Annotated in this window: 24 protein-coding genes; 16 read left to right on the plus strand and 8 right to left on the minus strand. The window is 59.7% G+C overall.

All coding sequences use genetic code 11. The features are described 5' to 3' along the window. Positions 1-3: 3 nt before the first annotated feature. The 11 genes from LDN04_RS00995 (at position 4) to LDN04_RS01045 (ending at position 11807) form a co-directional block, all read left to right on the plus strand. On the plus strand, positions 4-927 hold the full coding sequence (locus LDN04_RS00995; protein WP_223905459.1) for a thiamine pyrophosphate-dependent enzyme: 924 nt from the start codon (positions 4-6) through the stop codon (positions 925-927). 103 nt (positions 928-1030) lie between these two features. Further along, positions 1031-2209: an ABC transporter substrate-binding protein gene (locus tag LDN04_RS01000; protein ID WP_374045159.1), complete on the plus strand. Its 1179-nt coding sequence runs from the start codon at positions 1031-1033 to the stop codon at positions 2207-2209. Positions 2210-2292: 83 nt separating this feature from the next. Then, a complete protein-coding gene (locus LDN04_RS01005; RefSeq protein WP_223905462.1) occupies positions 2293-3162 on the plus strand; it encodes a branched-chain amino acid ABC transporter permease in 870 nt (289 codons plus the stop codon). After that, positions 3159-4241, plus strand: coding sequence for a branched-chain amino acid ABC transporter permease (locus tag LDN04_RS01010; protein WP_223905464.1), 1083 nt, complete (start codon positions 3159-3161; stop codon positions 4239-4241). The genes LDN04_RS01005 and LDN04_RS01010 overlap by 4 nt, the downstream gene beginning before the upstream one ends. Then, entirely contained in the window at positions 4238-5011 is a 774-nt protein-coding gene (locus LDN04_RS01015; RefSeq protein WP_223905466.1) for an ABC transporter ATP-binding protein, read from the plus strand. The genes LDN04_RS01010 and LDN04_RS01015 overlap by 4 nt, the downstream gene beginning before the upstream one ends. Beyond that, on the plus strand, positions 4998-5696 hold the full coding sequence (locus LDN04_RS01020) for an ABC transporter ATP-binding protein (protein WP_223905468.1): 699 nt from the start codon (positions 4998-5000) through the stop codon (positions 5694-5696). The genes LDN04_RS01015 and LDN04_RS01020 overlap by 14 nt, the downstream gene beginning before the upstream one ends. A 52-nt stretch (positions 5697-5748) precedes the next feature. After that, positions 5749-6558 carry a universal stress protein gene (locus LDN04_RS01025; protein ID WP_223905469.1) on the plus strand — a complete coding sequence of 270 codons (810 nt, stop codon included), beginning with the start codon at positions 5749-5751 and terminating at the stop codon, positions 6556-6558. 31 nt (positions 6559-6589) lie between these two features. After that, positions 6590-7801, plus strand: a complete 1212-nt coding sequence (locus LDN04_RS01030) for an MFS transporter (protein ID WP_223905471.1) — start codon at positions 6590-6592, stop codon at positions 7799-7801. Between the two features lie 32 nt (positions 7802-7833). Beyond that, positions 7834-8481 (plus strand): NAD(P)-dependent oxidoreductase, encoded by a 648-nt coding sequence (locus LDN04_RS01035; RefSeq protein ID WP_223905473.1) that lies wholly within the window; start codon positions 7834-7836, stop codon positions 8479-8481. Positions 8482-8725: 244 nt separating this feature from the next. Further along, complete coding sequence (locus tag LDN04_RS01040) at positions 8726-9655, plus strand: malate dehydrogenase (protein WP_223905474.1); 930 nt, start codon at positions 8726-8728, stop codon at positions 9653-9655. A gap of 40 nt (positions 9656-9695) precedes the next feature. Then, positions 9696-11807 (plus strand): FAD-dependent oxidoreductase, encoded by a 2112-nt coding sequence (locus LDN04_RS01045; RefSeq protein WP_223905476.1) that lies wholly within the window; start codon positions 9696-9698, stop codon positions 11805-11807. A gap of 178 nt (positions 11808-11985) precedes the next feature. On the opposite strand, the gene LDN04_RS01050 is transcribed toward LDN04_RS01045, so the two are convergent. The 4 genes from LDN04_RS01050 to LDN04_RS01065 form a co-directional block, all read right to left on the minus strand. Next, a complete protein-coding gene (locus tag LDN04_RS01050; protein ID WP_223905477.1) occupies positions 11986-12462 on the minus strand; it encodes a DUF2127 domain-containing protein in 477 nt (158 codons plus the stop codon). Positions 12463-12470: 8 nt separating this feature from the next. Further along, positions 12471-13535, minus strand: coding sequence for an NADH:flavin oxidoreductase/NADH oxidase (locus tag LDN04_RS01055; RefSeq protein ID WP_223905479.1), 1065 nt, complete (start codon positions 13533-13535; stop codon positions 12471-12473). Positions 13536-13557: 22 nt separating this feature from the next. Next, positions 13558-13755 carry a hypothetical protein gene (locus tag LDN04_RS01060; RefSeq protein ID WP_223905481.1) on the minus strand — a complete coding sequence of 66 codons (198 nt, stop codon included), beginning with the start codon at positions 13753-13755 and terminating at the stop codon, positions 13558-13560. Between the two features lie 187 nt (positions 13756-13942). Continuing rightward, positions 13943-14815, minus strand: a complete 873-nt coding sequence (locus tag LDN04_RS01065) for an EamA family transporter (protein ID WP_223905483.1) — start codon at positions 14813-14815, stop codon at positions 13943-13945. A gap of 658 nt (positions 14816-15473) precedes the next feature. Between LDN04_RS01065 and LDN04_RS01070 the strand changes: the two genes are divergently transcribed. From LDN04_RS01070 to hisG, 4 genes are all read left to right on the plus strand, one after another. Continuing rightward, positions 15474-15830, plus strand: coding sequence for a hypothetical protein (locus tag LDN04_RS01070; protein ID WP_223905485.1), 357 nt, complete (start codon positions 15474-15476; stop codon positions 15828-15830). Between the two features lie 145 nt (positions 15831-15975). Then, a complete protein-coding gene (locus tag LDN04_RS01075; RefSeq protein ID WP_223905487.1) occupies positions 15976-16461 on the plus strand; it encodes a VOC family protein in 486 nt (161 codons plus the stop codon). A 55-nt stretch (positions 16462-16516) separates the two neighbouring features. Continuing rightward, positions 16517-17047, plus strand: coding sequence for a phosphoribosyl-AMP cyclohydrolase (hisI, locus tag LDN04_RS01080; protein WP_255573462.1), 531 nt, complete (start codon positions 16517-16519; stop codon positions 17045-17047). A 60-nt stretch (positions 17048-17107) separates the two neighbouring features. Beyond that, on the plus strand, positions 17108-18001 hold the full coding sequence (hisG, locus tag LDN04_RS01085; protein ID WP_223905491.1) for an ATP phosphoribosyltransferase: 894 nt from the start codon (positions 17108-17110) through the stop codon (positions 17999-18001). A gap of 34 nt (positions 18002-18035) precedes the next feature. On the opposite strand, the gene LDN04_RS01090 is transcribed toward hisG, so the two are convergent. Next, on the minus strand, positions 18036-18188 hold the full coding sequence (locus LDN04_RS01090) for a hypothetical protein (protein ID WP_223905493.1): 153 nt from the start codon (positions 18186-18188) through the stop codon (positions 18036-18038). A gap of 54 nt (positions 18189-18242) precedes the next feature. Here LDN04_RS01090 and LDN04_RS01095 point away from each other — a divergent pair, with 54 nt between their 5' ends. Then, positions 18243-18830, plus strand: a complete 588-nt coding sequence (locus LDN04_RS01095) for an acyloxyacyl hydrolase (RefSeq protein ID WP_223905495.1) — start codon at positions 18243-18245, stop codon at positions 18828-18830. Positions 18831-18931: 101 nt separating this feature from the next. On the opposite strand, the gene LDN04_RS01100 is transcribed toward LDN04_RS01095, so the two are convergent. The 3 genes from LDN04_RS01100 to LDN04_RS01110 are packed head-to-tail and all read right to left on the minus strand — an operon-like array spanning position 18932 to position 23415. Continuing rightward, positions 18932-19540 (minus strand): flavodoxin family protein, encoded by a 609-nt coding sequence (locus tag LDN04_RS01100; RefSeq protein WP_223905497.1) that lies wholly within the window; start codon positions 19538-19540, stop codon positions 18932-18934. 6 nt (positions 19541-19546) lie between these two features. After that, the gene (locus tag LDN04_RS01105; protein WP_223905499.1) at positions 19547-20857 is read right to left on the minus strand and encodes a B12-binding domain-containing radical SAM protein; all 1311 of its coding nucleotides are present in this window, start codon (positions 20855-20857) and stop codon (positions 19547-19549) included. Next, complete coding sequence (locus tag LDN04_RS01110) at positions 20854-23415, minus strand: MMPL family transporter (protein ID WP_223905501.1); 2562 nt, start codon at positions 23413-23415, stop codon at positions 20854-20856. The genes LDN04_RS01105 and LDN04_RS01110 overlap by 4 nt, the downstream gene beginning before the upstream one ends. Positions 23416-23438: the final 23 nt, after the last annotated feature.

A 23438-nucleotide genomic window follows, 5' to 3' on the forward strand; every position in this document is an offset into this window, starting at 1 on the left:
ACTATGTCTACCGCAAAAAAGAAGCTGCCGAAGGTCTGTGAGTACTATCAGAATGAAGATCAATTTTCCGGAGGGGTTGCCTGGTGTTCGGGATGCGCCCTCGAACTGAATGCCCGGTTCATATCACGGGTCCTGGGGAAAGACGCCATGTTCGTGGGGACCCCTTCGTGCTCCGCACCGGTTCTCAATGCGGCAAATACCGGGGCATGGCACAAGCACTCCCATTACGCCTGCACCATGACCGGTGTTGCCTCCAGCGCCACCGGTCTGACCAGGTTTTACCAGAAATCGGGGCAGGATGCCACGGTGGTCTGTTTTACCGGTGACGGCTGCGCCATGGACGTCGGTTTCCAGCCCCTGAGCGGTGCCGCCGAACGCAACGAGAAGATGATCTACATCTGCTACGACAACGAAGGGTACATGAATACCGGTGTGCAGCGGAGCAGCGGCACCCCCTTGGGGGCCGCGACCAGCACGACTCAGATCGGCCCACAGAGCAAGGGGAAGAGCACCGGTTCGAAAAACATGCCGATGGTGATGGCGATGCACGATGTCCCCTATGTCGCGACAGCCACCCTCAGCCATCTGGAGGATTTTGCCAAGAAGCTGATGAAGGCGAAAGAAATGAGCAAGGAGGGTTTCGCCTACATCCACGTGTTCTGCCCCTGCAATGTCGGCTGGAAGATGTCCACCGACAGCTCCATCGAGGTCTGCCGCACCGCGGTCCGGACCAACTATTTCCCGCTCTGGGAGGCCGAGCACGGGGTGTTTCGCCTGACAAACAAGGTGAACCAGCAGAAACCGGTGGGGGAGCTCACGAAGATGCTCGGCAAGTTCAAACACCTGGATCAGGGACAGCTGGCTTCCCTCCAGCAGCAGGTCGACAAGCGCTACAGCATTGTCACCGCATTGTGCGGGATGCCTTAACCCGGCGCGCCATTATTTCACGCTTCATGGTGTCCAATAAACCCCAAAAAGGAGAATCGTCATGGCTCATAAAGCAGCGGAGTCGGTAGTGAGGATGAGAATCATGTGCCGCAATACCGTAGGTTTCTTGTTGGTGCTGTGCGGGGTGTTTGCCATGGCAGCCGGCCAGGCATCCGCCGCCGGAAACACCATCAAGGTCGGCATCATTGCCGAGATGACGGGAACCTTTGCCGACCACGGCAAGGAGATGATGAACGGCATCAAGACCTACATGATGCAGCATGGCGACAGCGTCGCCGGGAAGAAGATCGAACTCATCGTCAAGGATACGGGGGGCCCCAACCCCGATGTGGCGAAGCGACTCGCCCAGGAACTCATCGTCAAGGACAAGGTCGATATCCTTGCCGGCTTCGGCCTCACTCCCAATGCCCTGGCGGTAGCCCCCATCGCCACTGAGGCAAAGAAACCGGTTATCATCCTGAATGCCGCCACGTCGATCATCACGACCAAGTCCCCCTACATCGCACGGGTTTCGTTCACCCTGGCCCAGGTTACGGCACCCATGGCGGAGTGGGCTTACAAACATGGCATTCGCAAGGTCTATACCGTCGTCGGTGACTACGGCCCCGGCCACGACTCCGAGGCCGCCTTCAAAAAAGCCTTCACGAAGCTGGGGGGACAGGTGGTGGGCGATCTGCGCGTACCGATGAAGAACGTGGAGTTCGGACCGTACATGCAGCGTGTCAAGGACGCAAAGCCGGAGGCGGTGTTCGTGTTCGTGACGTCGGGGGAACTGGGAATCGGCATCATGAAGGCGTACAACGAGCGTGGCATGAAGCAGGCGGGGATCAAGCTGATAACGACCGGGGACGTGTTCGACGACGCGGTCATGGATGCGCTGGGAGACACCCCCCTGGGCGTGATTTCCACCCACCACTACTCGGCCGATCATAAATCCCCCGAGAACGCGAAATTTGTCGCCGACTACAAAAAGGTCGACAGCAAGCTGCGTCCCAACTTCAAGGCGGTTCACGCCTATGACGGCATGGCAGCAATCTATGCGGTGGCCAAGCAGCTCAAGGGTGACGTGAGCAACGGCGACAAGGTGATGCAGGCGCTCAAGGGATTGAAACTGAACAGCCCGCGCGGCCCGATCCAGATCGATCCAGAGACCCGCGATATCGTCCAGAACGTGTACGTCCGCGAAGCAAAGAAGGTGGGGGGCAAGGTGTACAACGTGGAATTCGATACGTTCAATGCAGTGAAGGATCCGGGCAAATAGCCCTGAAACCGGCAGTTGACGGGAGCCCCTGCCCGTCAACTGCCGCATCGGACGGCCTCCCCCCGGGCCAGGAGTAGAACACCATGCTCAATTTTCTCGGAATACTTTTTGACGGTCTGGCTTTCGGCATGCTGCTGTTCGTAATCTCCGTAGGCCTGTCGATTACGCTGGGGCTGATGGGGTTCAACAACCTCGCCCATGGCGTGTTCGCCATGGCGGGCGGCTACCTGCTGGTTGATCTCATGGCGAAGGCCGGCATCGGCTTTCTTCCCGCTCTGCCGGTCGTCTTCTTCACCATCGCGCTGGCCAGTCTTGCCTTGGAACGCACCCTCTACCGCCCCCTCTACAAGAGCACCCCCCTTGACCAGGTACTGCTGACAGTCGGGATCATCTTCATTGCCACCGCGGGGGCGGACTACCAGTGGGGACCGGCACAGCAGCCGGTACTCGTGCCCGAATCCCTGACCGGCCAGTTTTCGCTGGCGGGACTCGACATGTCGCGGTACAGCCTGTTTCTGATGGCGGTCGGGATTGTGATTACGGTGGCGCTCCTGTTTGGCCTGGTCCGCACCCGTTTCGGGGCCAAGATCCGCGCAGCGGTGGACAACCAACGGACGGCAGAAGCGATGGGAATCCGGGTTGACCGGGTATTCCAGCTCACGTTTGCGCTGGGAAGCGGCCTTGCCGGCCTGGGAGGTGCGCTCGGAGTCAAGGTTATCGGCCTGGACCCCCAGTTCGCCGTCAAGTACCTCGTCTACTTCCTGCTGGTCGTGGTGGTCGGCGGTCCCGGTTCGGTATTCGGAACCTTGCTGGCAGCACTTCTGCTCGGCGTCGCCGATATTACGGGAAAGTACTACGTCCCCCAGAGTGGCGCATTCATTATCTATGCGGCAATGATCATCCTGCTGCTGATGTTTCCCCAGGGACTGCTGGGACGGAGGAAGGCACGATGAACGACTCGCATCCTGCTGTTGCTGCTTCCCCGGAAGCCCCTGCAACTACGGAAAACATCATGGGCACCATCCGCTGCGAAAACGTTCTCACCGGTACTAGTCACCTGGCGTTCCTGCAGTCGCGGGACCGCTGGAAGCCCGCGGAGATGATTTTCTGGGCCTCGCTGGTCAGCGTTTTTTTCGTGTTCCCAACCAATTTGGTGTTCGCATCCCAGATACTTATCACCGGCCTGTTCGCCCTGTCGCTCGACCTCATCCTCGGCTATGCCGGTATCGTCACTCTGGGCCATGCGGCTTTTTTCGGACTTGGCGCCTATACGGCGGGCCTGCTGGCAAAATACGGCTGGCATGAACCGCTGACGGGACTGATCGCAGCCGGCCTGGTCGCGGGGATTGTCGGCTATCTCACCAGTTTTTTCCTGTTGCGGGGGAGCGACTTGACCCGCCTGATGATTACCCTTGGCATCTGCCTGCTGCTGTACGAGGTTGCCAACAGTGCAACGGCGTTTACCGGCGGAGTGGATGGACTGGGAGTCGAGATGGACAAACTGTTCAATCTCTTCACCTTCGACCTCTACGGCAAGACATCTTACCTCTACGTACTCGGCGTGACTTTCCTGCTGTTTGCCGTGACGCGCAGCATGATGCATTCCCCCTACGGGCTCGCCTTGCGCAGCTTCCGCGACAACCCGACCAGGGCCCTTGCTATTGGCATCCCCGTCAATGCAGCCCTGACGAACATCTACACCTATGCGGCGGTGATCGCCGGCATAGCCGGTGCGCTGCTGACCCAGTCGACCCAGTTCGTCAGCCTCGACGTCCTGAGCTTCCAGCGTTCGGCCGACCTGCTGATCATGCTGATCATCGGCGGCACGGCAACGATGTACGGCGGCTTCGTCGGGGCGGCCGTATTCCTGCTGGCCCAGGACCGTCTTGCCAACATCAACCCGCAGTACTGGCACTTCTGGCTGGGAGTATTGCTCATCGTGATGACACTCTATCTTCGTGGCGGAATTCTCGGTGGCCTTGGCAGACTGACGGACCTGATTGCCCGTTGGCGGAATAAGGAGCGCACATGAGCGCCGTTCTCGAAACCCGTGGCCTGTGGAAATCCTTTGGCGGACTGATGGTCACCAAGGATGTGAATCTCTCTCTCTCCCGCGGAGCCCGTCATGCGCTGATCGGGCCGAACGGCGCGGGGAAAACCACCCTGATCAACCAGCTCACCGGCGTATTGCGCCCGTCCGACGGGTCGGTCTGGCTCGAAGGCGCCGATATCACCCACATCCCCTCCAATGAGCGGGTCTGGCGCGGCCTGTCACGGACGTTCCAGATCAACACGCTGTTCCCGCGGCTGACACCGCTCGAGGCGGTAACAAACGCCATCTGTGTGCGCGAGCATTCGCGGCTGAACCTCTTCAAACGGCGATTTTCCCGGTTGTCGCGACGTACCGCCGAAATCGACGAGGCCCATGCCCTGCTCGAAAACCTCAATCTGGCGAAGGACTGCCTCGTGGAGACGCACAAGCTTGCCTACGGCAAGCAGCGTCTGCTGGAAATGGCCCTGGCCCTTGCGACCCGGCCCAAAGTGCTCCTGCTGGACGAACCGGCGGCCGGCGTACCGGAAGGCGAGAGCGACGAACTGTTCGAAGTCCTCGCCGCGTTGCCTTCGGACATCAGCATTCTGCTGATCGAGCATGACATGAACCTGGTGTTCAATTTCGCCAAAACCATCACGGTCCTGGTGGGGGGTGCGGAACTGATGACCGGCACGCCGGCGGAAATCGCGAACGACCCGCGCGTGCGTGAAGTCTACCTGGGAAAGGGGCACGGCGATGCTCACTCTTGAAAACGTGTTTGCCGGTTACGGTGAGGCGGTTGTTCTCGATGACTGTTCCCTGTCGATGCGCGAAGGCGAAAGTCTCGCTCTCCTGGGACGCAACGGCGTCGGCAAGAGTACCCTGCTGTTGACAATCGTCGGGCATACCCGGGTCCAGCGCGGCGCCATGAAGTGGTGTGGACAGGACCTGATTAAGATCGCTCCCCACCGTCGCGCGCGCGCCGGTGTCGGGTGGGTACCCCAGGAGCGGGAGGTATTCCCGTCACTGACCGTCGAGGAAAACCTGACGGTCACCTCGCTCCCCGGCAAGTGGGACCTGCAGAGGATCTACACGTTGTTCCCCCGCCTCCTGGAACGGCGCAAATATTTCGGGAATCAGCTGTCGGGGGGCGAACAGCAGATGCTCGCCATCGGCCGGGCACTGATGCTCAACCCGAAACTGCTTCTGCTCGACGAGCCGCTGGAAGGACTTGCCCCGGTGATCGTCGAGGAACTCTGCGAAGCGATCGGCAACATGATCCGCAACGAAGGACAGTCGCTGATTCTGGTGGAACAGCACGTGGAACAGGCTCTTAACTTGACCCATCGCGCCATCGTGCTGGATCGCGGCCACGTGGTGCATACGGCCGACAGCCCTGAACTGCTCGGGAACCTGGGCATGCTGGAAAAATGGGTCGGCGTACGGTTGCAGTGATTTTGAGCGCACGGGTACTGAACTGAAACAAGGAAGAATGCGGGGGCTGGCCATGAACTTCAAGGACATTCTCATCCATATCGACGATTCGTCACACTGCGCAGCCAGACTCGAACTGGCCATCAACCTGGCCAGGGAGCACGGCGCACACCTGACCGGCCTGTATGTCATCACCCATGCCCACTACGCGCCGCAACACGAGACGAAGAAACAACAGGCGACGGCGGCCGAGGAGAAGTTCCGGCTGGCTACGGAGAATTCGGGCATAACGTCTGAATGGGTTCTGGCGGACTGGGGAATTGTCGGTGTCGGAATGTCTGAAATAATCAACCATTACGCACACCAGAAGGACCTCATCGTCGTCGGCCAGACGAGCAGCGACAAACCGCGGGGGGATGTGCCCGCCGATCTCCCGGAACGGATAGTCTTCGGTTCGGGACGGCCGGTGCTCGTTGTCCCCTATGCAGGAAAATTCGCAACCGTCGGAACCCGCGCCGTCGTGGCGTGGAGGGGGGGGCGCGCATCGGCCCGGGCTGTCAACGATGCGTTACCTCTGCTGCGGAACTCGGAAAAAATCCATGTCCTTTCCATAAAGACATCCGGGGACAAGCACCTGTCCGAAACACCGGGTGGCGGCATCTGCACCCATCTGTCCCGGTATGGCCTCGACTGCACGGGAGAAGACATCGTATCGACGGACATTCCCGTTGCCAATATCCTGATGAATTTTGCCTGGGACAAGGGGTGCGATCTCCTCATCGTCGGGGTCTACGCCCACACGTCGGGCAGAACGCTGAAACTCGGCCCCGTCGCCCGGCAACTGCTCAACGACATGACGCTACCGGTCCTGATGTCCCACTGATATCCGGCGAATACGCGGAACCAAGAGCATTATGAATTATTCCGACACTCCCCATACGGCACTCTGGACCAGGCCCTACACCCTGACCATTCTGGCGACCTTCCTCATCTATACCCCCTTTGCCCTCTTTCTGCCGGTCCTTCCGGTCTATGTCCTGGAAAAGCTTCACGGTTCCAGCCTGGCAGCAGGGAGTGTCAACGCCGTTTTTTTCCTCGCCGTGGTCATGTTCAGGACACAGACGGAGCGGTTCGAGGTCCTGTTCGGCAAGCGGCAGGTGCTTTTCGGTGCGTCATTGCTGTTTGCGTGCAGCAACGCCCTGTTTCTCTTCGCCGGGTCCACGACGTCGTTCATGATCATCCGCTTTTGCAGCGGCGCCTTGTTCGCTGCCGCAAGCACGCGTCTCATGGCCATGGGAGGAGAATTGTCCCCTCCCGGCCGGAAGGCGGAAGGGGTTGCCTTCGTGGCGGCGGCCGTTACCGTCGGGTTTGCCGTGGGTCCTTTTCTCGGGTTGACCTGTGCCAGGGCAAGCGGGTTTCCGCTGGTGTTCGGGCTTTCCACCCTGGTCGCGCTATGCGGGGCGCTCGTTTCCCTCCCCATCGCGATGCCGGAACAGAAGGGGAATATGCCGCCGGCAGGAAACGTCCGCATTCGGAACCTTTTCGAAGGTCGGGCAATTCCCGCAGCAGTCGTCATGATGCTCCTCATGCTTGCCGTCACGGCAGTTCTTTCCTTTGTCTCTGTCTATGCCGACAGCATGCAGCTGCACACGGCATCGACCTATTTCTTTGTCGTGCTCGCCCTGTGTGCGGTCTGTTCCCGGTTGGTTGCCGGCCGGGTCTACGACCGGCACGGAGCGAACTGGGTCGTCTACCCCGCCATTTTCGTGCTCTCCTGCGGCCTGTTCGTCCTCGGGACGGCGCGCAGTTCGGCCGGCATGTTTGCGGCATCGCTGCTGATCGGCTTTTCCTACGGGATTCTGGTGCCGTCCTTGCAAACGCTTGCCTTTGCGAAATCACCTCCCCACCGGACCAGCGCCGTCGCGGCCACCTATTTCACCTTTTTCGATTTCGGCATGAGCGCCGGCGCCTACCTGGTAGGTGCAAGCATACCCCTTCTGGGTTATTCCCGCATCTACCTGCTTCTCGGCCTGCTGGTGCTGTCCGTTGCGCTTCTCTACCGCCAGACATGCGACGGGAAACAGCCTTTGCTCTCCCTACTGTCCGGCGAAGCCGAGCCGCCATGACATTGTGCACACGTCTGAAAGGAGTATCCTGTATGAACCTGATCATTATCGGTGCCAGTGGTTTTGTCGGCACGGCGGTACGTGAGGAGGCCCTGGAGCGGGGACACACGGTCACCGCCATCGTCCGCAATCCCGGCAGGCTCCCCAACCATCCGCGACTCACCGCATTGAAGGGGGATGTGTTCGACATACCGGCAACCACCGGGCAGTTACGGGGCCATGACGCCATCATCAGCGCCTTTTTTACCGGCCCTGCACAGGAAGGTGACGATGTCTGCCAGAGAAACGTCGATGCGTACCGGGCGATTATCGCAGCAGCGCGAACATCGGGCGTGAAGAGAATCCTGATCGTCGGCGGTGCCGGCAGCCTTGAAGTAGCCCCCGGGGTCCGGCTGGTGGACACCCCCCAATTCCCCGCGGAGATCAGGCCGAAGGCGCTGGCCGCCTGCGAAGTGCTGGAAATGATCCGTGGGAATGAGGACCTGGAATGGAGTTTCATCTCCCCCTCTCCTCTTCTCAAGCCGGGCAGGAGAACCGGCATATTCAGAACCGGCCGTGACCAGGTGCTCATGGGTGAGGGGGGACCCACCTGGATCACCGTTGCCGATCTGGCGGTTGCCATTCTCGACGAAATCGGGCATCCCCGCCACCTCCGCAACCGGTTTACCGTGGGGTACTGATACTGCAGCCTGCTTCCAGGTGCATAGCCAACCACCTCATATCTAACGGATATTTAAAACACTATTCGCTCACGAGAACCTCCGGAACATCTGAAATAAATTCTCTTGACAAGCCGCCGTATCAACGGTAAATTGGGGTACAGTATACGGTACCCCAGAAATTAACAGAGAACATATTCTCGATAGCAAAATAAATCGACCCCTCGCACGCTGGCCATTTGGGGGAGACTGCACGGGAGGAATTATGGCGAAAAAAGTGGGCATCATCGGCGCAGCCGGCACCCTGGGTTCCTGCGCCGCATTCATGATTGCCAGGGAGAGCCTGGCGGACGAAATGATTCTTGTCCCGGGAACCCGGGAAAACATCGTGAAGTTTCACCGGATGGATATCGAAACGGCCATGACCGGCATCAACGACATGAAGGTCAGGTTCGGCCACAAAGAGGAACTGGCCGGCGCCGATGTGGTGATACTGGGTGCGGGCGCGCCCTGGCGCCGCATCAACAACCGGATGGAACTGCTCGATGACGGAATGCCGATCATCAGGGAGGCGGCGCAGACCATCTGCCGGTACTGCCCCGATGCCGTGGTCATCACCCTCACCAATCCCGTCGATCCCCTCAACTGGGCACTCTGGAAGCTTACCGGCCTCCCGCGGCAGCAGTTTCTCGGCTATTCGCTCAACGACACGCTCCGCTTCCGCCGCCTGCTGGCCCAGGCGCTGGCGGTTCCCGCCCCCACAGTGGACGCCACCGTGGTGGGCGAGCACGGACCACACCAGGTCCTGCTCTTCAGTTCCGTCAAGGTGAACGGCAAGCCGTTCACGGTGGACCAGCAGACCCGGCTCGATGTCCGGGCCGAGATCCCCAAGATACTCGACAGCCTGGAGACGCTAGGGGCCGGCAGAACCACCGGTTGGACATCGTCCATAGGTATCTCGGCTATCGTAAAGGCAATCCTGGATGATACCGGCGAAGTCATTCCCTGTTCGGCCGTTCTGGACGGGGAATACGGCCGCAGCGACCTGAGCGCCAGCATGCCGGTCCGCCTGGGGCGGGGAGGAGTGCAGGAATTGCTGCCGGTAGTAACGGAACCGGGAGAGCAACAGGAGCTTGAGAAATGTTTCGATTTCCTCGGGGATACGGTGCGCTCGCTGGAGTCACGGCTGGCCTAGCGGCGCTACTCTGCCCACATCACATGAAAGGTGTTACGCCATGGCACAACAATTCGAAAAATTACTTTCACCCCTGAAGATCGGTCAGGCCACCGCCAGAAACCGGTTCCTGAAAACCGCCAACGGCACCTCCTTCATGGAAGAGGATCAGACCGTCGGTCCGGGAATGATCGCCTTTTACGAAAGGCTGGCTGCCGGCGGGGTCGGCTGGCTGACCGTCGAATCATGCGGGGTTGAATATCCGCTGGGGGTCCAGCACATCCACTACGACAAGGACGGCAACCCCATTGCCAGCGTGCAGTTGCACCTCACCGACGACAAATTCATCGAAAGCTACGGCAAACTCGCCACGGCGATCAAAAAACAGGGTGCAGTCGCCTCCATCCAGTTTCAGCATGCCGGCCCCTGGAACCCGACCGGCCTGCTGCCGAAAACGCGCGACACCCAGGGGGCCTCCACCATGACCCAGGAGGAGCTCCCCGGGCCGGACTTCAACCCCTGTCGGGAGATGACCCCGGAAGATATCGACCGGCAGGTGGAACTCTGGGTCAGCGCCGCCGAACGGGCCTACAAGGCAGGCTTCGACGCCGTGGAAATCAACCACGGCACCTGCCACCAGGGGAACACCTTCCTCTCCCGGGTCTGGAACAAGCGGACCGACGAATATGGCCCCCAGAGCTATGAAAACCGCACCCGCTTCATACGCCGCATCATCTCCGAAACCAAGAAGCGCTGTCCCGGCCTGACGGTGGTGGCGCTGATGAACATCTGCGAGTACAACCATCCGCGGGCGACGACCATCGAGGAAGGGGCCCAGATGGCCAGACTGGTCGCCGAGGTGGCCGACGGCATCAACTGCCGTGCGGAAAAATACGGCCACCGTGAGGGGCTGCTGCAGCCGGACCGGATCCTCTATCCCGAGCCGCCGGCGAACCTGCCGAAGGATCTGGACTGGAGCCGCAACGGCAAAGGGGCCACCGTGCCGCTGGTGGAGGCGGTCAAGGCCACGGGGGTGACGATCCCCCTCTGGACCGCCTGCCGTCTCGACCCCTATCTCGGTGAAGAATACCTGCAGAAGGGGAGCATCGACATGGTCGGCATGACCCGGCGCCTGCTGGCCGACCCGGAGATGCCCAACAAGGTCGCCCAGGGTCGCATGGAGGATATCCGCTGGTGCCACGGCTGCCTGCACTGCATGGATGAGCGGAACAAGAACCGGCGCCTGAACTGCCGGATCAACGCCACCCTGGGGCGTGAACTGTTCCCGGAATTCCAGTCCAGGCCTGCCGAAAAGAAAAAGAAGGTCCTGGTCGTGGGGGGGGGCCCCGCCGGGATGGAAGCGGCAAGGGTCGCGGCGCAACGGGGTCACGACGTGGTCCTGTACGAAAAAGCGGGCTGGCTGGGGGGGCTGCTCCCGGTGGCCAGCATGGTAAAACACCTGGAAACCGTCGACATCATGACCTTTGTCAAGTATCTGGAGACGCAGATCAGGAAAGAGGGGGTAAAGATTCACCTGAAGGAAGAGGTAACCCCCGCCATCGTCAAGAAGGAAAATCCCGACGTGCTGGTGGTGGCTGCCGGCTCCGCGTATACCAAATTCCATTGCCCCGGCAACGATAACCGGAAGGTACTGACCCCCGGCGGGCTCCACAAGCAGATGAAGTTCTTCCTGAAGTTCTTCAGCCCCATGACCATGGCCAAACTGACCAAGATCTGGATGCCGGTGGGGAAAGAGGTGGTCGTCACCGGCGGCAAGCTGCACGGTTGCGAACTCACCGAATTTCTCACCCAGCGCGGCCGGAAAGTCACCATGGTACATAACGGGCCGGCGGAGGAACTGGGGGAAGGGATGACCGGTGACGACCTGATGAATCTCTGGCCCTGGATGGAGAGGAAGGGGATTCTGATCAACAGCGATGTTACCTACCGGGAAGTCAACAACCGCGGGCTCGTCATTACCGATAAAGACGGCAAAGAGCGCCTGATCGAAGTCAACAACGTCTGCACCACCCAGGAATTCGCCCCCAACAATGAAATCGTGCAAAAACTGGGGGGACTGGTCAAAGAGGTCTACAATGTCGGCAGCTCCGAGAAGCCGGGTCTCATCGTGGATGCGATGAGAGAAGGGGCAAAAATCGGTTACGCAATCTGAGGCATGTCCCACCCTTGTAGGGGCATCCCGTGTGGGTGCCCGATTGGGCGGGCGCAAGGCCCATCCCTACCCTCAGATGCTCACCCCACTGGAACGATAAAAAAGAAAAGGGGCGCGAAAATGCGCCCCTCACCTTTTTTGACACCAGCCAATCACACGGTCCACAGCAGTAGGTGGTTCACTTCCCCTTGGACCGCGTAACCACCACCAGCAGGTACGCCACCACCACCCCGTTCACCGCCAGGACCGTCACCTTGGGCCAGGTTATCCCCTGCACGACCTCGTACAGCTCGATGGGAATGTACATCCCGCCGCTCAGGAGGCCGAACCACTCGGCCCATTGCCGCTGCATCCAGAGCCCGTAGGCCTCGGCAAAGCGGATGATGGCATAGAACAGGGCACCCACCGCCACCGCCCAGAGCTTCATATCCGTCACCCGATCGGACAGGTCGAGAAAAATCCGGGGGTAGTGACTGGCCGGATTGATGTGGAAATGCCGTACCAGCTGTTCGGCCGCGGCATGGAGGTCATGGTGGATGAAGGCAAGCAGGCCGAAGCCGACCAGGAGCACCAGCGCTCCCTTCGCCCCCTCGAAAAACGCAACCACCCGCAGACCCCCCGCCGAAGGGTGGTATTTTTTCCTCTTTTTACCCATGGCGGCCACTACCCCTTCGCCCGCTCATACTGCACCGGCCAGACATGCTCAGCCCCCAGCGCCTTGGCCGCATGGATCGGCCAATAGGGATCACGCAGCATCTCCCGGGCCAGGAACACCGCATCGGCATTCCCCGTAGCAACGATCTGTTCGGCCTGCACGGGGCTCGTAATCATTCCCACCGCCCCGGTGGCGATCCCCGTCTCCCGCCTGATGGCGGCGGCAAAGGGAGTCTGGTAACCGGGTCCCACGGGAACGGCCGCGTGGGGCATCAACCCACCCGACGAGCAGTCGATGAGATCGACCCCCAACTCCTTGAGACGCCGGCAGAGCACCAGGGACTGCTCCAGGTCCCAGCCACCTTCCACCCAGTCGGTGGCCGAAATGCGCACGAACACCGGCAGGTCGGCAGGCCAGATCTCCCGCACTGCCCGGGCAACGTCCAGGGGGAAGCGCATCCGGTTCTCCAGGCTCCCCCCGTAACCATCGGTCCGCCGGTTGGCAAGGGGGGAGAGGAACTCGTTCAGCAGGTAGCCGTGGGCCATGTGGACCTCCACCACCTGGAAACCGGCTGCCAGCGACCGTCGGGCTCCGTTGGCAAAATCCCGTCGAACGCCCTCCATCTCCTCCACCGAAAGCTCCCGGGGGGCATGATGGCCTACGTCGAAGGGGATGGAGCTCGGCGCAACGGTCTGCCAACCGCCATGGCCCGCTTCCACGGGGCCGCCCCCCTGCCAGGGGGAACTGCAGGAGGACTTGCGGCCGGCATGGGCAAGCTGGAGGGCCGGCACGGCCCCCTGTTCACGGATGAAGCGGGCAATGGGGGCAAAGGCCTCTCCGTGGGAATCGCTCCAGATGCCGCTGTCGTCCGGACTGATTCTCCCCTCGGGACTGACCGCCGTCGCCTCCACCATGACCAGCCCTGCCCCGCCCACGGCGCGGCTCCCCAGGTGGACCAGGTGCCAGTCGGTCGGCATGCCGTCGCGGCTGGAATACTGGCACATGGGGGAGACGAAAATACGGTTGCGAAATGTCAGTTCACGCAGCTTAAAGGGCGAAAACAGCATGCTCATGACATCCTCCTTCGGTATATAGCTATGCTTCTTTGGCTGGAGCGGTCGAGAGAACCACGGCAAGCGGGTCCGACTCCCACGTCACCTCGGGATAGAGGGAGTCGTCGAGGCGGAGGTAGGTGCCGTCGACACCCGTTTCGGCCCACCAGCATTCGGTCCCCCTGACGGGGAGCTTGTCGAACAGGTAGAGGTGCTTATCCTTGTCTCGTGCCAGGAACATGTCGGATCTCCTTTGGGACTGCGCCAGGATGGCGAAATTAGCCATGCCGGCCGGATTGTGACAAACTACCCCCAACCTATACCACTACCGGCGGGAAATGTACAGACTGGCACTCATGAAGAAAATGACATGGTGGTTGAGTGAAATGTTCTGTCGGTGGAAGGGGAACGGTTGCGGAAAGAAGTGTTCAGCCGAGGCGGATGAGGATGGCACCGGCCAGGATGAGCAGCGCCGCCCCGAGCCGGATCCGGCCGCACGACTCGCCGAGGAAGAAGATGCCGATCAACACCCCCATGAGGATGCTCACCTGGCGCACCGGCACCGCATAGCTCACGGGTGAGAGGTTGAGGCCGTAGCGGAAGGTGAGAAACGACGCCATCATCACCGGTCCGCTGACGAGGATGAGCCCCCAGTGCTCCCGCAGCTCGGCGGTAATAAGGGGACGATAGCGGGGGCGGAGGATATTGAAGCTCATGATTCCCAGCATGATCAGGACGAGAAAGTAGGTGAAGTAGAGGGGTGAGTAATCGCGGACACCGACCTTTTCGGCGATGGAGCCGAGGGAGTAGATGAACCCCGCCGCCAGGGCGTACCGCACCGAATCGGAGCCCAGATTGCGGAAGGGGCGGATGAACTCGGCGAGGGAGACCCGCTCCATCTGCACCGAATAGGCCCCAAGGATCACGAGCAGGATGCCGGCGATCCCGAGGGGGGTGAGCCGCTCCCCCAGGAGCCACATTCCCCAAATGGGGACGTAGACCATGGAGGTCTGGCAGAGGGGGTAGACCACCGACAGGTCCCCTCCCCGGTAGGCGCGGCCATTCAGCAGGTGGTAGAGGACAAAGCAGACCGCCCCCACCGTCACCAGCAGCAGCGTCCTGATATCGGGCCAGTGGAACTCTACGGTCACCAGCGGCAGGGTCGCGGTGAACAGTCCCCCCGAGGCAACGAACATCCACCAGATGAAGACCGTCTTGTGACGGCTCCGCTTCACCAGCAGGTTCCAGAGGGCGTGCATGACGGCGGAGATGACGATGAGGATAAAGGCGAGGGTACTCACCCGGGAAGTATAGCGAAAACGGAATTTTTTAGCGAGAGTAAAAATTAAAGAGTGCGGGGAAAGCGCAGGATTGTTTTATAGACATTGCTAATTGGAAAATGTTGTGCTAGCTGTAACGAGTGCCACCTTCGGCCACCACAAAAACAACAAAAGTTTATAGATGTAGAAGCCTTAGTGGTTTATAAATAGAGAAACTTGTTTCTACATTTAGAAACCAGGCTCTAACTGCTCAATTACGAGTTGAGCAAGTAAAAGAAAAGGCGAAAATGGACATCATACTGCCCATCGTAATAGTCGCAAATATCTCGTTCCTTGCAACTGTAATTAGACTACGAGTGAGTCATAAAGACCTTTTTGAAAGCATGGGAATCGACGGGAGATTGTTCTGTGGCTCAATCAAGCAACTTGCGACAATCGTTGAGTTCATAATCAAGAGAAAACCGATTGATTTAAAAGACAATTTACTGATCATCAGCAGCTACACCTTCTTGGCGTCCTTTATTGCGTTTTTCCCGTTAATGCTTTTTTTCACACTGAAGAAGTAAAGGCCGCAAAATAAAGAGAACGAGGCTCAACCACTCGGCGGCACACGGGCTTTGCTAACGCTACGCTGGTGCGCCTCGCCACCGTTGGGCTGGCACAAAGGAAGGAAAATATTATGAGCATAAACATTGAGGAAAATCACACGCTTCATAGCATTATTGGAGGAATGACTAACGATTATTTTGATTTTTTCTGTAAAGAGTGTGGTTCCCATATCAATAATACGGACTTTTACAGTTTGGATACGGTTGGCGTTAAGTTGGTGACAAAGTGTGATGGTTGCGGAAATGTATCGATCTTTAAACTAAAATGCTCAATTCCTCTAGGTCCCATTGAATTTACAGTAAACTATAGCCTTACAAAGAAACTAGAAAAAAAGGTAAATTATGGCTTTAAAGCTTACGATCAACGACAGCTCAAAACTTATCAAAAGGAAATAAAAGAAAAGATTCTGAAGGAAAAGAGAAAATGAGGTGTCAGCCACTGACACGAAACAAAGCTTAAACTGAAGGAGGATGCCCCAACCAAGTGTAACAGCGGCCTTGGCCGCTGTACTCTCCCACGTTATGCGAATTAAGATGAAGCAGTAAAACCGTCCATAGTCCAGGAGGGGTGACATGAATAAGCACGCAAAGAATACGATTTGCCTTTGGTACGATGGCGATGCCGAGGACGCGGCACGATTTTACGCCAGGACCTTTCCCGATTCATCCGTTGGCGCGGTGCACCTCGCACCGGGAGACTTTCCGTCCGGGAAAAAAGGAGATGTGTTGACGGTCGAGTTTACCGTGATGGGAATCCCCTGCCTCGGGCTCAATGGTGGACCCGAGGTCAAGCACAACTGGGCATTCTCGTTTCAGGTCGCAACCGTTGACCAGGCAGAAACCGATCGTTACTGGAACGCCATTGTCGGCAACGGCGGCGAAGAAAATGTCTGCGGCTGGTGCCAGGACAAATGGGGCTTGTCCTGGCAGATTACGCCGATCGCTCTGACCGAAGCGATAACCGATCCCGATCCCGCCGCCGCCAAGCGTGCTTTCGATGCAATGATGGAGATGAAAAAGATCGACATCGCTGCAATCGAGGCGGCGCGCCGCGGTTGAAGTTGTAATCTTCGAAGCGTGCATCCCGGAAGCGCAGGGGAGGTATCCCCTGGGCATCAAAACAAGGGAAAGCGACAACTCGCACCTTCCGGGCTGCGCAACACAAACCCCTCCACGGGAATTTGCCGCCTATTCTCCTGTTGACACCCCGCCGGGGAGCGGTGTATTACATGAAGACTTTTATTCGGAAAATGGGGAGAACGAAGAGATGATCAAGATCGATTTCGACAAGATGGGGGGGCTGATCCCTGCCGTCATCCAGGATTACGAGAACGGCGAGGTGCTGATGGTCGCCTTCATGGACCAGAAGACCCTTGACCTGACCCTGAAGGACGGCAAGACCTGGTTTTTCAGCCGGACCCGGAACAAGTACTGGATGAAGGGAGAGGAGTCGGGGAACACCCAGGAGGTGATGGAGGTCCTCACCGACTGCGACGCCGACACCGTGGTGATTAAGGTAAAGCAGAACGGCCCCGCCGCATGCCACACGGGGAACCGGAGCTGCTTCTACGTCCGCTGGGAGAATGGCCAGTGGGTGGAGCATTCCAAGCCTTTATTTAATCCTGACGACGTCTATAAGAAATAATAGAAACCAACCGGGCGCTGATTTAGGCCAAAAGCTACGTCCGTCAGAGGAGATGTTTCCATGTCAAATGTACTGAAATTCGGCATCCCCAAGGGGAGCCTGGAAGAAGCCACCGTCGACCTGTTCAAGCAGGCGGGGTGGAAGGTGGGGATTTCGTCCCGCAGCTACTTCCCCACCATCGACGACGAGGAGATGAACTGCAAGCTGATCCGCCCCCAGGAAATGGGGAAGTACGTGGAACGGGGAACCATCGACGTGGGGATCGCCGGCCGCGACTGGGTCCGGGAGAACGACTCGGACGTGATCGAGGCCTGTGAGATGGTCTACTCCAAGGTCTCCCGCCGGCCGGTCCGCTGGGTGCTGGTGGTGGCCCAGGACTCGAAGGTGCAGAGACCGGAGGACCTCCACGGCGCCACCATCTCCACCGAGCTGGTCGGCTTCACCAAGCGCTACTTCGCCGAGCGGAACATCCCGGTTACGGTGGAGTTCTCCTGGGGGGCGACGGAGGCGAAGGTGGTGGACGGGCTCTGCGACGCCATCGTGGAAGTGACGGAAACCGGCTCTACCATCCGGGCCAACAACCTGCGCATCGTCTGCGACCTTATGGAATCGGTGCCGGTGCTGATCGTCAACAAGGCGGCCTGGGCCGATCCCTGGAAACGGGCCAAGATCCAGCAGATCGCCACTCTCCTCAAGTCCGCCTTGGCAGCCGAGGGGATGGTGGGTATCAAGATGAATGCCCCAAACGACCGGGTGGAGAAGATAACCAAAGTGCTCCCGAGCCTCAACAACCCGACCGTGGCTCATCTCTACAACTCCGACTGGGTCTCCATCGAGAGCGTCCTCCCCGAGAAGGAGGTGCGCCGCATCGTCCCGGAACTGATCAAGCTCGGCGCCGAGGGGATCGTGGAGTACCCCCTCTCCAAGATCATCCAGCCCGCAATCATGGACTGATGCAAAAAGCCCCCGGTTTGCCGAGGGCTTTTTATTACATCGAGAGAACATCCGTCGTGGTCTCGGGAGCGACGAGCGGACACCCGCCGGAATTCTCCGTTATGAACCATGCGGGATGCCGGCGCTGCATGATCTTCCTGCCACCATCGGTCAGGGTCCGCAGCGAAGGGCCGACCAGAGCGGACAAGATTACGGCGGATGGGCTATCATTGAAATCACAACCGAATATTACGGATACCTTATGACAAGAATTCTGCTCACCATCATCGTCGCCCTGGTCCTCGTCCCCGCCACCGTTTCCGCCGCCGACAACGCCTTTGTTCGCGACGCGAGCCACGAGTATACCTGGCTCGCCGGCTACGGCGTCACCCACCGGGATTTCGGCGCCACCCGCACCGACGTGCAGACCTTCACCAACATCCTCCGCTACGGCTGGTTCCTCTCCGACGAAGTGGGAAAGGGGAACTGGTACCAGGGGCGCCACGAGCTCCTGCTGGAGTTGCCGCTCCACGTGGCGGTCAACCACGACGGCCGGGTCATGACGGGGGGCTACGCCCTGGGAAGCTGGAAGTTCACCTCACTGGAACAGATGGTCCCCTACGTCTTCGCCGGCGGCGGCGTCCTGTTCGTCGACCTGGGGCTCCCGACCATGGGGACGCGGCTCGATTTCTCCTACCAGGGAGGAACGGGGCTCCAGTATTTCATCAGGAAGGACCTGGCCCTGACGGGGGAATACCGCTACCACCACGTCTCCAACGCCAACACCGCCACCCCCAACGAACCCCTTAATTCGAGCCTGTTTACGGTCGGCATCAGCCTCTTCCGCTAGACAGAAGCGGTTCCTTTTGGCTCGGACTCCGTCCTCGCCTTTCGGGCAGCCTTCGCTGTCCAATTCGCGTTGCGAATTGTCACCCTGGCGGCGGCAATCTGCTATGCGGTGGCCACTGCATCATGCGCAAGCTTTTCCACGATGCACCGGACTGTTTTTTTGTCCTTTTCAGTTACGGTCATATCAGTTGCTCGACCTTTAAAACCAAGATGATAATAGGTAATCCTCTTGACACGCAAAGGTTTGGCAAACAGTCTAAACGTTTTTCTTGCCTTGGTGACAAGGGGTACCATTACCCCTGGCATCGCACTGGTCGTTATCAATATCCCCTTAATATCATGTGGCATCAATCTGACCTTTGGTGCGTACATATCATCAGACCAGTGACAGAAGATACTCATTCTTTCAAGAATTACCTGTAATTTCGAGGGTAAATCATAACAATTGATCGGAGATGACATAATAATACATTTCGATTGCAGTATCGACTTGATGAATTGGCTCATATCATCCGTCAAATGACATGTACCTACGTCATCACCAGGCGATTTCATACATGATCGGCAATTGCTGCATTCATGGATAGTCAATTCTCTTAACTTAATACACTGATAGTTGACTTTTGTTTCAGTAAATCCATCGCACAACATATCGCATATTTTATCGTTAATGCCATTTGTTCTCGGAGAAAAATTCAGTATCGTTATCATAATTTCTTACTCCAGCGCACCGTTCATGCTCTCACCAACCGGACGATCTACCCCCCCACGCCGCAGTAAATTGTACATGAGGTTCACCCCTTTTCCCTTCCCCTTCATCACCCGCTTGGCAATTGCCGGCAGCCGGTACGCCTCCCAGCGCGCCTCCTGCCACCCCCGGTAAAGCCGTTCCGGGGTCATCTGCTTCGGCCGGAAGACCACCGTCCCGTGGTCGTAGCGGTTCCACTCCTTGTGGAGCAGCCTTCCCTCTCTGTCGAACTGGTTGAACAGGGCGGTGCCGGGATAGGGGGTGAGAATGTGGAAGGTGGGGAGGCTCGGTGCGCACTCTTCCAGGAAGCGGACCGTCTGCTCGAAGACCCTCTCATCGTGGTCGTCGAAACCGAAGACCATGGATGCCTCCAGTACGATCCCGGCGTCCCGCACCCGCTTCACCAGTTCGACCGGTGTGTAACGGCTCCCGGTCTTGGGGTGGTTGGCGTGGGGGCCGGTCACCGACTCGATGCCGACGAAGATGCCGATGCACCCCGAGCGCGCCACCAGCTTGACCATTTCCGGGTCTTCGGCAAAGCGGAGGTTCCCCTGCCCTCCCCAGCGGATGTTCATCCCCGCCATCCCCTCCAGGATCGGTCTTGCCCGAACCGGGTCCCCCAGGATGTTGTCATCAAGAAAGACCGTCAGTTTCCCCTCAAAAGAGCGGAGTTCGGCCAGCACGTCGTCCGGGTCCCGGTAGCGGAAGCTCTTGCCGAAGTAGTTGGTTGTAATGCAGAAGGGACAGTCGTAGGGACACCCCCGGCTCGCCTGGAGGGTCTGGGTGGTGAGGTACGTCTTCCCCTTCAGGATGTCCCGCCGTCCCCAGGGGATCGCGAGGCGGTCCCCCTCGGGGATCGGCGCCCGGTAGAGGGGGGCCAGCCGCCCCGCAAGGAGATCGTCCAGGAGCTTTCCCCAGACCGGCTCCGCCTCCCCCACCACCACCGCGTCCGCATGGAGAGCCGCCTCGTCGGGAAGGACCGTCGGGTGGATTCCGCCAAGAACCACCGGCACGCCACGAGTCCGGAACCGGTCGGCAATCTCGTAGGCGCGGAGCGCCTGGTGGGTCATGGCCGTGATCCCCACCAGGTCGAATCGTCCGTCGAAGGGGATATCCTCGTGGACCTCGTCCACCAGGACCACTTCCCATGACGGCGGCGTTACGGCGGCCACTTGCTTCAGGGAAAGGGGGGGGAGCTGGAAGCGCCGCACCCACCCCAGCTTGTGGGTGGCCGGGTAGATCAAGAGGAGGCGGGGATTGGCATCGGGAGAAGTATTCATTGCGGCAACGCCCCGTTTTTCTGCGCCGTTTGCCGCCTTCCCGCTTCCATAAAGGCGGGGAGCGCAACGAGGGAAAAGAGCATGGTGGCACCGATGCCGAAGTTGGTGGCCCAGCCGATGGAGGAGAGGGCACCGTAATCGGTGAAGGCGAGGGAACCGAAGCCGGCGATGGTGGTAAGGGCGGAGAGGAAGACGGCCCGGCCCGACTGGACGAACTGCTCCCGCCGTTCCTCGGCCGCCACCCCCGTCACCCGGTGCACCACATGGAGGCCGTAGTCGCTCCCCATGCCGAGAATGGTCACGAGCACCATGGCGTTCATGAAGTTTACCCCCATCCCGGTGAGGGCCATGAGGCCGAGCATGGCGATGACCCCGGCGAAGACCGGGAAGAGGGAGGTGAAGATGTCGGCAAGGGACTCGAAGTGGGAAAGGAGCAGGAACAGCACCATGGTCCCACCGAGGAGAAAGCCCCAGAGGAAGCTCTTCTTCACCGATCCGGCCAGCTGGCCGCTCACGAGGTCGGTGCTGGTGGCCCGCGCCGTCGGGTCTGCGGCGGCCAGTTCCTTGAGAAACAACCTCTGGTCGAGCTCGCTCCCCCGGTAGTTGAGATAGAAAAGGAGGTGATAGCTGCCATCCCCCCGCATCAGGTGTCGTGCAACTATGCCGCGCAGGGGTGAACGCTCGATCCGCTCGATGGCTTCCGCCGGCGGAACCGGCCGGGCCGTGGTCAGGGCAGCCAGGCCGGCAACGGTTCCCTCGAAAGGAGCGGGATCGAAACCGGCCTTGGAGAGGGCGGCGTTTGCCGATTCCGCAACTCTCAGTGACCCCAGCGGCCCCACCATAGCGGCCAGCACCTCTTGCTGGTTCTCCCGGTCGTTCACTACCTGACCGAGAGAGGAGAAGGAGACGAGCTGTCCCCCCCGGACGTAGCGTTCCGCTAGTTTCTCGACCCGTCCTCCCCGGGCCATGACGTCCTCAAGCTTGCTCCCCTCCACCGCGACGAGCAGCTGCTTCGGTGAGAGGCTCAGGTGCTGCTCGATCTTCTCCTGGGCCTGGAATGCCTCGGAATGGCGGGGCTGGAGGTTCTTCAGATCCCCTTCGAAACGGATGAAGAAGGTGGCCACCAGGAGCAGGGCAACGAGCGCCGCTGAAACAGGTATGACGGCACGATACCGACGGAGACACATCTCCCATAGCCAGCCAAGGCCAAAGCGGGGAAGTGGCCGGTAGACCGTAGCGGGGAAGCGGCGCTCGGAGAAGAGGAGGAGCGGCGGCAGGAAGAGGAAGGTGGCATAGAGGGAGAAGATCACCCCGAGCCCCACCAGGAGCCCCAGCTCGGAGAGGGCCCGGACGTCGGAGATGGTCAGGGCGAGGAAAGGAAAGGCGGTGGTGGCGGCTGCGGTGAAGACGCCATGGCCGGTATCCATGACCGCCAACCGGAGCGCCCCGGTAGTATCCAGTCCGGCGCTCCGTTCTGAATGGAAGCGGTCGTAGATATGGATGGAGTAGTCGGTACCGAGCCCGATGATGAGAGCGGTGAAGGCGAAAGAGATGAGGCTTATGGATGAGAGGAAGAGCCCCGCCGTCCCCAGGGCCAGCACCACACCGCAAAAGAGGATGAGCGGGATGAGCAGGGTGGGAAGGAAGCGGCGGTAGGTGAGGTAAAAGAGGAGGAGCACCACCACGAGCGACGAGAGGACGCAGGAGATGACATTCCCCTTCACCGCCGCCTCGTCCAGCACTGCCGCCAGGTGCGCACCGGTACAGGTTATGGTGACGGTCGCCCCTTGCCGGGCTTCGTTGATCCCCGTCACGAGCTTGCGGGCAAAGGCCATGTCCTGCACCGGCCTGGCCGGCTCGGCGATGATGATGAGCACCCGGCCGTCACGGGAGAGGAAATAGGGGGAGGTCGTATCGAGATCGAGGGCCTGGCTTCCCTTTTTCAGTCGCGGCAGGATAAGCTCTCGCAGTGAAAATGGGTCGGCGGCGATGATCTCCCTGAGCCCCATTCCCGCCTGGCTCGTCAGCTCTGCACGCGCCTTGTCCAGGCTTCCGGCCATGGCGCCCGGCGTAAGGCTCTTGGCAAACCGGCCTGCGTCCCCGGGAGAAACAAAGAGCTGGGGATGGGCCACGGCATAGCCGACGAAATCGGCGAACGACTGGGCCTCCGCCGGATCGAAGGTCCGGTAGGTCACCTTGCGGAAGGCTGGCTGCCCGTCCACCTGCAGGGCCGTGAGCCGACCGGCGAACCGCTCCCCCTCGGCGATCAGCCGCTCTTTGCTACCTTCGAGGATGAAGTAGGCGTCCTGGGCGCCGCCGCTCCACTTCAGGGAGTCGAGAAACAGCTTGAGCGGTCCCTGGTGGGAGGGGAAGAGCTTGAAGATGTCCGATTCGAAGCGGGTGGTGGCGATGGAGATGCCGGAGAGGGCAAGAAGAACAATCGAGATACCAATGACGAGGAGCGGACGGCGGCTTGTTATCCGGAACAGCCACTCCAGGTGGGCCCGGATACCCCGGTTGGTGGCGTCGGTTATGGTGGTGAGGAACGATTTCAACATCTTGTACAGGTATCCTGAGAAAT

The sequence above is a fragment of the Geobacter sp. AOG1 genome, assembly GCF_019972315.1.
In the GTDB taxonomy this organism is placed as follows: domain Bacteria; phylum Desulfobacterota; class Desulfuromonadia; order Geobacterales; family Geobacteraceae; genus Geomobilimonas.

Coding starts and splice junctions, on each gene's coding strand:
- LDN04_RS01030 (WP_223905471.1), top strand. CDS start 6,590: ATGAATTATTCCGACACTCCCCATACGGCACTCTGGACCAGGCCCTAC.
- LDN04_RS01055 (WP_223905479.1), bottom strand. CDS start 13,535: ATGAGCATGCTGTTTTCGCCCTTTAAGCTGCGTGAACTGACATTTCGC.
- LDN04_RS01070 (WP_223905485.1), top strand. CDS start 15,474: ATGAGCATAAACATTGAGGAAAATCACACGCTTCATAGCATTATTGGA.
- LDN04_RS01000 (WP_374045159.1), top strand. CDS start 1,031: ATGTGCCGCAATACCGTAGGTTTCTTGTTGGTGCTGTGCGGGGTGTTT.
- LDN04_RS01025 (WP_223905469.1), top strand. CDS start 5,749: ATGAACTTCAAGGACATTCTCATCCATATCGACGATTCGTCACACTGC.
- LDN04_RS01020 (WP_223905468.1), top strand. CDS start 4,998: ATGCTCACTCTTGAAAACGTGTTTGCCGGTTACGGTGAGGCGGTTGTT.
- LDN04_RS01040 (WP_223905474.1), top strand. CDS start 8,726: ATGGCGAAAAAAGTGGGCATCATCGGCGCAGCCGGCACCCTGGGTTCC.
- LDN04_RS01105 (WP_223905499.1), bottom strand. CDS start 20,857: ATGAATACTTCTCCCGATGCCAATCCCCGCCTCCTCTTGATCTACCCG.
- LDN04_RS01015 (WP_223905466.1), top strand. CDS start 4,238: ATGAGCGCCGTTCTCGAAACCCGTGGCCTGTGGAAATCCTTTGGCGGA.
- LDN04_RS01045 (WP_223905476.1), top strand. CDS start 9,696: ATGGCACAACAATTCGAAAAATTACTTTCACCCCTGAAGATCGGTCAG.
- LDN04_RS01110 (WP_223905501.1), bottom strand. CDS start 23,415: ATGTTGAAATCGTTCCTCACCACCATAACCGACGCCACCAACCGGGGT.
- LDN04_RS01035 (WP_223905473.1), top strand. CDS start 7,834: ATGAACCTGATCATTATCGGTGCCAGTGGTTTTGTCGGCACGGCGGTA.
- LDN04_RS01095 (WP_223905495.1), top strand. CDS start 18,243: ATGACAAGAATTCTGCTCACCATCATCGTCGCCCTGGTCCTCGTCCCC.
- hisG (WP_223905491.1), top strand. CDS start 17,108: ATGTCAAATGTACTGAAATTCGGCATCCCCAAGGGGAGCCTGGAAGAA.
- LDN04_RS00995 (WP_223905459.1), top strand. CDS start 4: ATGTCTACCGCAAAAAAGAAGCTGCCGAAGGTCTGTGAGTACTATCAG.
- LDN04_RS01050 (WP_223905477.1), bottom strand. CDS start 12,462: ATGGGTAAAAAGAGGAAAAAATACCACCCTTCGGCGGGGGGTCTGCGG.
- LDN04_RS01005 (WP_223905462.1), top strand. CDS start 2,293: ATGCTCAATTTTCTCGGAATACTTTTTGACGGTCTGGCTTTCGGCATG.
- LDN04_RS01075 (WP_223905487.1), top strand. CDS start 15,976: ATGAATAAGCACGCAAAGAATACGATTTGCCTTTGGTACGATGGCGAT.
- LDN04_RS01100 (WP_223905497.1), bottom strand. CDS start 19,540: ATGATAACGATACTGAATTTTTCTCCGAGAACAAATGGCATTAACGAT.
- LDN04_RS01010 (WP_223905464.1), top strand. CDS start 3,159: ATGAACGACTCGCATCCTGCTGTTGCTGCTTCCCCGGAAGCCCCTGCA.
- LDN04_RS01060 (WP_223905481.1), bottom strand. CDS start 13,755: ATGTTCCTGGCACGAGACAAGGATAAGCACCTCTACCTGTTCGACAAG.